The organism is Candidatus Hydrogenedentota bacterium, from assembly GCA_012523015.1.
Lineage (GTDB): Bacteria > Hydrogenedentota > Hydrogenedentia > Hydrogenedentales > CAITNO01 > JAAYBJ01.
Genome location: JAAYJI010000312.1, coordinates 20,596 through 31,424, shown reverse-complemented (window position 1 = coordinate 31,424; position 10,829 = coordinate 20,596). Strand labels below are relative to the sequence as shown.

9 protein-coding genes are annotated in these 10,829 nt (G+C 48.1%); 8 read left to right on the top strand and 1 reads right to left on the bottom strand.

Going from position 1 to position 10,829, the window contains the following annotated elements; all coding sequences use genetic code 11:
- Nucleotides 1-103 precede the first annotated feature (103 nt).
- From GX117_13650 to GX117_13620, 7 genes are all read left to right on the top strand, one after another.
- Nucleotides 104-1,534: an adenylosuccinate lyase gene (locus GX117_13650; protein ID NLO34375.1), complete on the top strand. Its 1,431-nt coding sequence runs from the start codon at nt 104-106 to the stop codon at nt 1,532-1,534.
- Between the two features lie 196 nt (nt 1,535-1,730).
- The gene (locus tag GX117_13645) at nt 1,731-2,078 is read left to right on the top strand and encodes a histidine triad nucleotide-binding protein (GenBank protein NLO34374.1); all 348 of its coding nucleotides are present in this window, start codon (nt 1,731-1,733) and stop codon (nt 2,076-2,078) included.
- A gap of 22 nt (nt 2,079-2,100) precedes the next feature.
- On the top strand, nt 2,101-3,027 hold the full coding sequence (locus GX117_13640; GenBank protein ID NLO34373.1) for a shikimate dehydrogenase: 927 nt from the start codon (nt 2,101-2,103) through the stop codon (nt 3,025-3,027).
- Nucleotides 3,028-3,056: 29 nt separating this feature from the next.
- The gene (locus tag GX117_13635; protein ID NLO34372.1) at nt 3,057-3,245 is read left to right on the top strand and encodes a hypothetical protein; all 189 of its coding nucleotides are present in this window, start codon (nt 3,057-3,059) and stop codon (nt 3,243-3,245) included.
- A 426-nt stretch (nt 3,246-3,671) separates the two neighbouring features.
- Entirely contained in the window at nt 3,672-4,505 is an 834-nt protein-coding gene (locus GX117_13630; protein ID NLO34371.1) for a PTS transporter subunit EIIA, read from the top strand.
- 180 nt (nt 4,506-4,685) lie between these two features.
- Nucleotides 4,686-7,187, top strand: a complete 2,502-nt coding sequence (locus tag GX117_13625) for a trypsin-like serine protease (GenBank protein NLO34370.1) — start codon at nt 4,686-4,688, stop codon at nt 7,185-7,187.
- Nucleotides 7,188-7,247: 60 nt separating this feature from the next.
- Nucleotides 7,248-8,594 carry a hypothetical protein gene (locus tag GX117_13620; protein NLO34369.1) on the top strand — a complete coding sequence of 449 codons (1,347 nt, stop codon included), beginning with the start codon at nt 7,248-7,250 and terminating at the stop codon, nt 8,592-8,594.
- Between the two features lie 11 nt (nt 8,595-8,605).
- Here GX117_13620 and rpoN read toward each other — a convergent pair whose 3' ends face one another.
- Nucleotides 8,606-10,054, bottom strand: coding sequence for an RNA polymerase factor sigma-54 (rpoN, locus tag GX117_13615; protein ID NLO34368.1), 1,449 nt, complete (start codon nt 10,052-10,054; stop codon nt 8,606-8,608).
- Between the two features lie 189 nt (nt 10,055-10,243).
- On the opposite strand from rpoN, the gene GX117_13610 reads away from it, so the two are divergent.
- Entirely contained in the window at nt 10,244-10,825 is a 582-nt protein-coding gene (locus tag GX117_13610) for a response regulator (protein NLO34367.1), read from the top strand.
- The last annotated feature ends 4 nt before the right edge of the window (nt 10,826-10,829 follow it).

Here is a 10,829-nt window from a genome sequence, read left to right as displayed (position 1 = left end):
GTTTTGAACTCTTTGTTCAAGATATGAAAGTCGAGGCAGAATAAAAACTTCGGCTGTAGACACAGACTCCTCACTACCAGTACCTACGGACAGGATCTTTACCATGACCCAGGAATATAGTTCTCCTCTCGTCGAACGTTTCGCCACGCCACCGATGAAAAAGGTCTGGAGCGCCCAAAAGAAATTCTCGACTTGGCGCCGCTGTTGGCTTGCCCTTGCCGAGGCGCAACAAGAACTTGGTCTTGACATCAGCGACAGCCAGCTTGAAGCGATGCGTGCTCATCTTGACGATATCGATTTCGAAAAAGCGGCGGCTTATGAAAAACAAACGCGTCATGATGTGATGGCACATATTCACGCTTTCGGCGATGTTGCTCCCGAGGCACGGCCCATCATTCATCTGGGCGCAACCAGCTGTTACGTTGGCGATAATACAGACCTCATTTTGATGCGTGAAGCCATGCAGCTCATATTGAATAAAGTGGCTGCCGTAGTGGCGCGGATACGCCGATTCGCCCTCGCCCAGAAGGATCAGCCTGCCTTGGGTTTCACCCATTACCAACCCGCGCAGCTCGTGACGGTTGGAAAACGGGCTTGCTTGTGGGCGCAAGATCTGCTGATCGACGGCATCCAGGCAGAGACGATGCTCCGCGGGCTGCGCTGCAGAGGTATCAAAGGCGCCACAGGAACCCAAGCCTCCTTCATGGCCTTATTCAATCAAGATGAAGAGAAAGTCAGGCTCTTAGATCAGCGGATCACCGAAAAACTTGGATTTGAACAAGCCTATATTGTTACCGGACAGACCTATACGCGCAAAGTGGACACCCAACTCTTGAACGTCCTCGCCGGGATTGGAGAATCAGCTCATAAGTTCGGCACCGATATGCGGCTGCTCCAAAATCTTAAGGAAATGGAAGAACCATTTGAATCCTCTCAAGTGGGCAGTTCTGCAATGCCCTACAAGCGCAATCCCATGCGCAGCGAAAGGATTTGTGCCCTGTCCCGATTTTTGATGACAGCGCCCCTGCACGGGGCCTTCACGACAGCCGTCCAATGGTTCGAGCGCACCTTGGATGATAGCGCAATCCGCCGCCTCAGCATCCCCGAGGCTTTTCTCGCCGCCGATGCCGTACTCAATCTCTATCTCAACGTCATGGAAGCGCCTCGTGTCTATCCAAAGGTCATTGAAAAACGGATTTGGAGCGAACTGCCTTTTATGGCGTCTGAAAACATTTTGATGGCTTGTGTACGGCGGGGTGGAGACAGACAAAGGCTCCATGAAATAATCCGTGGTCATGCGCAGGAAGTCGGGCGTTGTGTAAAAGAAGAGGGTGCAGAAAATGATTTGCTCGAACGCTTGGCAGCTGATCCCGAGATCAACATGACCCGCGAAGAAATGGATACGGTCTTGGATTTACGCCAATTTGTTGGACGCGCGCCCGAACAGGTTCTTCAATTCATCAGCGAAGAAGTAGATCCTTTTTTGGAGCGGCACAAAGACGCCGCCGCGCTAAGCTCAGATGTACAGCTCTAGATAGACCTCTTCTCATCAATTCTTATTCCAAAAAAAGCGCTCCTCTGACTTAGGCGTTGCTTTATATAAAAAGCATAAAGCAGAGCTCCCCATGGATAAACTCTTTTCACACTTGATGAAGCCTTTTGTTGACTATTTTTCCGGTTTTTGTTAGGATAAGGAACAAAGCTTTATTGATAATGAAAAGGAATTACGTATGGCTGAGAAAAGCTTATTTTCACGAATTATAGACGGTGAAATCCCCTCTGAAAAAGTCTACGAAGATGAAGCCTATTATGCCTTTCGCGATATCCATCCTGCCGCTCCCGAACATGTGTTAATTGTCCCCAAAAAGGTACTGCCGTCAATTACTGATGCCCGAGAAGAGGATCGGGAACTTCTCGGTGGACTCTTGCTGACCGCCAATAAAGTAGCGAAGGAATTGGGTATCGATGAGACCGGTTTTCGCTGTGTAATAAATTGCGGGCGTCATGCAGGGCAGGAAGTGCCTCACCTGCATTTGCACGTGTTGGGCGGCCGATTATTGGACTGGCCTCCGGGATGATTGAAAAAGAAGCTGTATAGATATGGAAAATACCCACGCATATAAAATCGCATCTCCGAGCATAGACACCTCAACACAACTTTGTGCCGTAATCGGTAATCCCGTGGGTCATTCCTTGTCTCCTTCCATCCACAACGCGGCCTTCCAAGCAAAGGGTCTCAATTATGTGTACCTCGCTTTTGCCGTTGATGCCTTGGCCGAGTGTATGGCTGGCATGCGCGCCCTTCCCGGTTTCCGCGGCATGAGCGTCACAATCCCCCACAAAATAGCCATCATGAAATACATGGATGAAATTACGCCTTTGGCGCAAAAAGTGGGGTGTGTCAATACCGTTATCCATGAAAAGGGCCGTCTCGTAGGTACCATTACCGACGGGCTCGGCACGCTGCGCGCTTTTGAGCGTGCCGGCGTATCGTTGGACGGCAAATCCATTCTTTTTGCCGGTACCGGCGGCGCAGCACGGGCTGTGGCTTTTGCCTTGGCAGAAACGTGTACGCCCAAGAAACTTATAATTCTCGGGCGAACCCCTTCCCGAATCGAAAAACTCGCCAACGACCTTCGCGCCCTCAATCGTGTGACCATCGAAGAGGGTAATTTCGAAAACATGGCGGCACAACGCGCCGCTGAAGCAGAAATCATCATCCACGCGACCCCTGCCGGTATGTACGGACATTCAGAAGGCGATAGTATTATCCCCCGGTCGTGGCTCCATTCGGGACAAGTCGTTTTTGATATGGTCTATCGCCCCAAAGAAACGCAACTGCTACAAGATGCGCAAGAGGCGGGATGCCAGATTATTTTGGGACTTGAAATGCTTTTGTATCAAGCAGCGCTCCAATTTGAATTGTGGACGGACTGTGAGGCTCCGGAAACAGTTATGCGGCAGGCACTCCTTCACGCATTGGACCCGAACGCAGCAATGCAATTACAGTCTCGCTTCCAATCTTAAACCACATCAACAGAAGAAAGGATCATGGAATGCGTGTTCAAAGTTTCATCGGCAAGGTAAGCATCACCGGATTACAGCAAATGGACAGCCAAATCAATGAATGGCTGGAAAGGATGAAGGTCAAGCCACTGCATATCAAACAATCCTTCGGCTCTGACATCCATCATGACGGACGCGGACGCGAACCCATTGTTGTCATAACACTGTGGTATGAATAAAGCGACTCCGTCAGTACCTAACCTTTTTATGGAAGAAAAGAATTGAATGCCTACGCGCCTACACCGGAGAAAGATAGGCGTGCCGGGGCACGAATCAATAAGGCATCGCTCTTGAACGGCAGTGCAAGAGAAGGAAGTCCGCTTTAGGTTTTGAGTCCTTGTCTTTCAGATTGCTTGAAAAAATATAGTGCCTCAAACACTCTTTTACTGCCCAACAATTCATGAACCTAATAGAAACACAGGACCTTTCAAAGCAACTGAAGCAAAAGGTGGGAACTTAGCACGGAGATCAGGGAATTTCCCCTTTCATTGATTTTAGGTGATGGGCGTGTTAGAATCTATTTGTGTCGTTATGCGTATTCGTTGTGGAATCTGTCTTGTATTGCAGCAACCACAGGAACCTAGACCGTGCAGGATTCACTATTTATGTTATTAACTGATTATATTGGAGAGGATTGTATTGTATCGAATGTTCGGAGTAAGAGTAAGCCGGATGTTCTTAAGGAACTAACTCACCTTTTATTTGAAAACAAAAAGCTCAAAGGTGTGGATGCTGCACTCGATCAGATTATTGCCAGAGAAAGTACAGAGAGCACCGGGATCGGTCATGGCCTTGCAGTGCCCCATGCCCGTGTCAGCGGGTTAAAGACGCTCCATTGCGCTATCGGTCGTTTTAAAGATGGTCTTGACTTTATGGCCATTGACCGCCAGCCCGTTCATCTCGTCTTTCTTATTTGTTATCCCCCTATTCAACAGACTACCTATTTGAATTTTGTCGCGACCATTGCCAAACTTTTGCATGACAGCGATACACTGAAACAATTGGTAAACGCTGCTGATGCCAAAGATTTTCTGGAATTATTGAAAGACTTATCGCTCCCGCTGGAAGCGCCTGAAGAATTATATTCCAAACAAAAAATGCAAAAGGTTCCTGAATTACTGGAAGCCCGCGATACCCATAGCGATTTGATTCTTTTGGCTCGCTTGCAATTGTGTTACGAAATTTATGAAACGGCCAAGACAGGAAAGCGTCAAATTAAGGAGCGCATAGAAAATATTCGCGCGCTCATTGACGATCGAACCATTCGCCACTTTGACCGTCTGATGAAAACGCGGCCGCCCGCCTTGGTTCCTGTGGAAGCAGATACCTGTCAAGGCTGTTTTATGAGGTTGCCCTCGCAATTCGCCCAACAAGTCCGGGAAGATACCAAAGTCATCCACACCTGCCGTAATTGCAGCCGATTTATATACATCGTATAATCGGCTATTGAAAGCGCTTCATGGTATAATGGGAAAAGCGTTAGTATAAACATTAACATGTATTTTCGGGGCGGCAATGACGAATTGCCACGAGCTGTGTATCGTTCTTAAGCACATAATATGAAGGCAATAAGCGTAGGCGCCCCTACTTAAATCCCTTTATAGCTACAGGATGATACCTTGAACGCATCTTACTATTTTTCTTTGCTCCTCTGCGCAGTACTATCTCTAAGCGCTTTCTCCGAAAACAGTACGCCCCCAACTGTGAAAGAAAAACCGGGGATTACCGAAATCAGTGAAGTGCCTTGGGTTCCTTCACCGCCGGCATCCACTCCCAAAATCGTTTACGGAGATGATGATCGTATTGATCTTTACGAAGAAAGCGACCCTGAGCGTGCTCGTTTAGCCTATGCAACCTGTGCGTTCATTGATATTTCACGTATGTCAAAAAAACAAGATGGCTCATGGCGTCTTGACTCTCCGAGTGCGCATATACGCAACGGATTCCCGCCCTGTGACGGCGAACCTATCGCCAACCAACCTGCCGCCTCATACTGCTCCGGTTTCCTCGCAGGCTATGACATTGTCGTGACTGCCGGGCACTGTTACAATGCAAGTTATTTCTCGAACACGGTCATCGTATTCGGATTTCATATGATGAACGAAACAACAGCACAGCTGAGTTTCAGAGAAGACCAAGTCTATCACGGCGTGGAAATTATCAGTCATTTTGGAACGGGAACGAGAGATCACTGTGTTCTTCGTTTGGATCGTCCGGTTACCGCGTCGGGTGTTCAGCCTGTGAAACTGCGCAGATATGGCGACATCCAATTGGGAGAATTCTTGGGCGTAATCGGGTACCCCTCCGGACTGCCCTTAAAAATTGCTTTTGGGAATACCTATGTCCGTAGCATATCGAACCAAGATTTTTTTGTTGCCAACCTTGATACCTTCGGCGGTAATTCGGGCTCGCCTGTTTTCAACGCGGAAACCGGCTATGTAGAAGGTATTCTCGTCAGAGGAGGAAACGATTATGTTTATGGAGATGGTTGCTTTCGCAGCAATGTCGTTGGCAACGATCAAGACCGCGGGGAAGACGTCACGCGATCCTCTATTTTTGCTTCCTTCGTTCCCGACTTCTCAAGCAGCACTGGGGCGTTGGGCTTAAACTCGACTCACTTCGGCTGTGATGATGAAATTGTAATTACCTTAATGGATATGGATCTTGCCAATTTCGGCATCACATCCGTTGTTGTGGAAACAACCAATAATGACCGGGAAGAAGTAGATCTTTTCGAAGACATGAACATGCCCGGTCTGTTCAGCGGCTCCATACATACCGGTACGGAATCGGTCGTTCCCAATTCCGCTATTTTGGAAGTGGGACATGGCGACACAGTGCACGTCACCTATTTCGATGAAGAAGATGATTCAGGCAATCCGGCGCAAAGTGAGATTACGGCAGAAATCGATTGTATACCCCCGATGCTTGCCAATGTTAGAGTTTCTTTTTTGGGCACTACCCAAGCGCAAATCGAATTTAATACCGATGAGATTGCCAAAGGCATCGTTCATTATGGCACCTCCTGTGATGCCCTTTCACAGCAAACTCCGGCTGAAAATACTACGGATCACCGCATCGCGCTCAATAATCTCGCCGCCGGCAAGCGCTACTATTTTACCGTTGAAGCGCAAGATGTTGCCGGCAACTCCTCGTACAACGATAATGGCGGCGACTGTTTTAATTTTGTAACCTACACACAACAAAATCATTTTACAGAATATTTTCATACACAAAACCCGGTGGACATTGAATATAGTCAGATCACCTTTGTCCCTGTTGATACGGCAGATTTCTACCAAGCCTGTTTTGAACGTATAGAAGAATTTCCCGTTCCCCTTGCCGGCGAGTTGATTCCCTTAAAAGACGATAGTTTCCATGAAGTGCGATTACCTAATGGAATCACCCTTCCCTTCTACGGAATTGAATACGATCGTTTTTTCATCGGAAGCAATGGATATCTTAGCTTTCGTGAAGGCAGCACAGACTATAATAGCGTGCCCAGCCAACACTTCTCGGTACCCCGTATTTCAGCTGCTATGTGCGACTTGAATCCCGAAGCACGAGGAGAAATCTATGTGACGCGGCTTAGTGATCGCTATGTGGTGACTTTTGATCACGTACCCGAATATGACTGGTTTGATTCGTATCTGCCGGAAAATAGCCACAGTTTCCAGATCGAACTCTTCTATTCCGGCATCATACGCATTAACTTGCGTGAATTAACGACGGACCGCCTCATCACCGGTTTATCCGCAGGAGTAGGGGCGCCGAGAATCTTCACTTCTGTGAACACTGATTCATACAGGCATTGTGAAAGTTTATCCTATGACGGCAGCTGTCATAGTGCTGATATTGACGAAGACTGGCGTATTTCACTCAGTGAATTATTGCGCGTTATTCAACTCTTCCACAGCCGCACCTATAGCTGTAACGCAGCCACGGAGGATGGCTACCAACCGGGTCCCGGCAACCAAGATTGTTTTCCCCACAACAGTGATTATAATACCCAAGACTGGAAGCTAAGCCTGAGCGAATTGCTGCGCCTGATCCAAATTTATAATGCTACGGGCTACTACGCCTCTCCGGACACGGAAGACGGATTCGCAATCGTTCCTTGAGGATCGGCCTTTTTTGAGACACGCGAATCAAAATGAAATAAAATAAGGAAGTGCATCGCCATGGATACAAAACCAAAGACTGTCGCAGGACTCTTTATCATCACCTGTCTGTTATTCCTCTCCTTTCAAGAAGTCTCAACAGCTTCCTCTCCATGGACTGATCAAGAACAAATTCTCTTCGAATATAGCGGTCATCAAGGACTCGTGATCAAGCCGAAGCAAGCCGCGGAAGGCAATCCGTGGGTGTGGATTGCCTCCGACTTTGACGCCAATCCTTTGACAGAAGCACTCCTCACGCATGGACTGCATTTGGCGTGGATTGATGTAGACACACTATGGGGCAATGAAGAGGCGTTGGCCACTGCCGATGCCTTTTATAACTGGGCTGTTGAAGAACAACAATTTGCCGCCAAGCCTGTCTTGCTGAGCAGTGATATCGGTACGTGGCTTCTCTTCAATTGGGCGTCCCAGCATCCGGAACAGGTGAGCGCAATCTACGCTATGAATCCTTGGCTGATTCCCAATTTGAAAGAAGAAGAAGTTGAAGATCCTGCCTTTATGAATGCCTTGGCTGCTCACGGTCTGGATAAGACAACGGAAGCCGATGCCTTTTTTGCATTGCCTTCGAATCGTGCCGAGTCTTTGAGCAAAAGCATGATACCGGTCATGTTCGCCTTAATAGGATGGGATAAAGTCATGAAAGAGGCGGCCGACAGCTTTTATAAAAACTATCGTCTTGCCGGAAAAGGCTTCTTTGAAATCATGGCGCCTCCGCCCGATAGAACTTCTGCCAGTCCCGGGGTATTATTGCATACCCTCTTTTTTATCCTCGAACGGAGTGGCGTCTTAGCCGACTCCACAGAAAACCAATCCTTGCCCAACGCGCCCAATTGGGCGGTAGCTGACTTTTCCGGAAGCGGCGGCGTCTGCGTATTGGACGATGCGATCCTCATGAAAGCCGGTAACGAAATGACCGGTATAAAATGGCAAGGGGATCTGCCCGAAGGCGATTATGAAATCACCTTAGATGCCATGCGCGTTTCCGGAAATGATTTCTTTTGCGGTCTTACCGTGCCCAAGCAGGACACGTCCTTCTCTTTGGTCGTTGGCGGCTGGGGCGGCACATGTATCGGCATTTCATGCTTAGACTGGGCGGATGCCTACAACAACGAGACCGCCGTCTTTCGCGGGCTGCAATCCCATCGATGGTATCCCATTAAATTGCGCGTAGTAGGCGACCAAATCCAGGCTTGGGTAGACAACGAACAGGTAGTTGATGTGGATGTCAGCAATCGCGAAGTTGACATTCGATGGGAAATGGAACCCACGAAACCCTTGGGAATCGCTACATGGTGTACCACCGGCGCCATACGAAACTTTCGGATCACCCCCGTCTCCGAATTCTGAACAAAGCTGCCTTATCGACGACGCATTCGGGCGGGAAGCAACCCGCTTTGTTCGCGATATTTTGCGACCGTACGGCGCGCAATCTGAATCCCTTTTTCGTTGAGCAGATCCGCAATCTTTTGATCACTGAGCGGTTTGCGCTTGTCTTCCTTCGCAATAATATCACCGATTAAGGCGCTAACTGCTATGGATGACTGCCCGTCGCCATCCTGCGAACTTACCCCTGACGGGAAAAAATATTTCAACTCAAAGAGTCCTTGCGGGGTTTGCATATATTTTCCGTTCACCGTACGGGATACGGTACTTTCATGAACCCCCACTTTTTCGGCGACTTCGCCCAAAGTCAGCGGGCGCATGGCAGACACACCCTTTTCCATAAAGGCGCGCTGCAAGTCTACAATTGCTTGGGCTGTTTTTAAAATCGTATCTTGCCTGCGCTTGATATTGTTAATGAGAAAACGGGCCGAATCAAAATGTTCACGGACATAGTTGCGTTCTTCATCAATCATCTTACGGCTGCGTATTTCTTGAATATATGATTCGTTAATGGTCACTGAGGGCATCGAGTCCGCAGTGAGCACCACAATATAATCGTCATCTACTTTTTCAACAGTCACTTCCGGGACAATATAAGGCGGCGGTGTTCTCCCATATTCGTAGCCCGGAAAAGGATCAAGCTGTCCCAATTTATCGCGTAGCTGTAAAACCTGATCCTCTGTAATGTCCATGGCATCGGCAATTTGGCGGAATTGACCTTCCGTAAGGGCTTCCCAGTGAACTTTGAGCAAGATGCGCAGCGCGTCATCATCGGGATATTCAACTTCACATTGCATCAACAGACATTCCATCAAATCGGAAGCGCCCACACCGGTAGGTTCGAATTGTTTAATAGTCGTGAGTACCTGCTGCACACGATCTGTTGATACGCCCAACTCTTTGGTAATCTCAGCAATATCGCCTGTGAAATAACCGCGGTCGTTGATGTCGTTGATAATTAAACGCTCACCAATAGCATACGCTTCAGGTGACAGATCAGCCAGACGCAGCTGATCCAACAAGTGGGCACTTAGCGTGCGATCCAAGGTAATGGAATCTTGATAATAGCGCCATGCTTCTTCAAGCTCGGCGTTGGAATGCCTCCCGGCGCCATGGATATAGGGATCGCTTAAATGATGCTCTGCCGACGATTCTTCCCGCCCAAAAACCTGGTGTTCATAATCTGTTTCGATCTGTTCCTCGGAATCATCCGCTGTGGAAACTTGGGGATCAGTCATCTCGCTAAAGGGCGTCTCTCGGCTGCCCCGTCGATCCAGAAAGGGATTCGCCTCTATAGATGCTTCTATATACTGTTCGAGTTCAACATTATTCATTTGAAGTAATTGCAAGGCCTGCTGCATTTGTGGAGCCAACACTTGGCGCAGTTCCGGTCGTACCGACAACCGTTGATCCATATGCAACATAATATGAATTACCCTCGTTTATGCAGTGAATAGCCTACGCAGAACACCATGACCAACCCCTATTGTATCCAAAGCTTAGCAAAGGCGACAACTCAAGTTCAGGGCAATGTTTTGCAACATCCGCCGAAATAGGGTATGATAGTTAGGGTCAAACTATAAATATAAATAATCTACTAGAAGGTTGGTTTTATGGAAGCCAAACAATCATTTAGTACTTCTGATGTGGCGAAGTATTGTTATGTGACTGCTGACACGATCCGGAAATGGGCAGAAGCAGGACATTTAACTGTGTTCAGAACTCCCGGCGGTCATCGTCGAATTCATCGTGAAGAGCTGCTGCGCTTTATGAAAGAAAACAAGATTCCGCTTCCTTCGGATCTGGACGATCCGGGTGTGCGCGTCTTGATTGTAGATGATGAAAAGGCTGTTATTTCAGTGATACGCCGTTTTTTAGAAAAAGAAAAAACCGCCTTTCATATCGAGTCTGCTACCGACGGCTTCGATGCGGGTCGGCTTATTGTATCTTTTCAGCCTGATATTGTTTTCTTGGATTTGCGTTTACCCAATATCAACGGTTTTGAGGTTTGCAGACGGATCAAACAAAATCAGATCACAAAACACATCCATGTTGTCGCTATGACCGGTTATTATCAGGGAGAAGCGGCACAACAAGTTTTGGAACTCGGCGCGACATTGCTCCTGCAAAAGCCCTTCACATCTTCCGACCTTGAGCAAGCCTTGGAAAAGGCCGGCGTTGATCTAAAGAAATAATAAG

Bases quoted from the DNA above. Each gene is read 5' to 3' on its own strand.
- GX117_13650 (NLO34375.1), top strand. From the start codon at position 104: ATGACCCAGGAATATAGTTCTCCTCTCGTCGAACGTTTCGCCACGCCA.
- GX117_13645 (NLO34374.1), top strand. From the start codon at position 1,731: ATGGCTGAGAAAAGCTTATTTTCACGAATTATAGACGGTGAAATCCCC.
- GX117_13640 (NLO34373.1), top strand. From the start codon at position 2,101: ATGGAAAATACCCACGCATATAAAATCGCATCTCCGAGCATAGACACC.
- GX117_13635 (NLO34372.1), top strand. From the start codon at position 3,057: ATGCGTGTTCAAAGTTTCATCGGCAAGGTAAGCATCACCGGATTACAG.
- GX117_13630 (NLO34371.1), top strand. From the start codon at position 3,672: ATGTTATTAACTGATTATATTGGAGAGGATTGTATTGTATCGAATGTT.
- GX117_13620 (NLO34369.1), top strand. From the start codon at position 7,248: ATGGATACAAAACCAAAGACTGTCGCAGGACTCTTTATCATCACCTGT.
- rpoN (NLO34368.1), bottom strand. From the start codon at position 10,054: ATGTTGCATATGGATCAACGGTTGTCGGTACGACCGGAACTGCGCCAA.
- GX117_13610 (NLO34367.1), top strand. From the start codon at position 10,244: ATGGAAGCCAAACAATCATTTAGTACTTCTGATGTGGCGAAGTATTGT.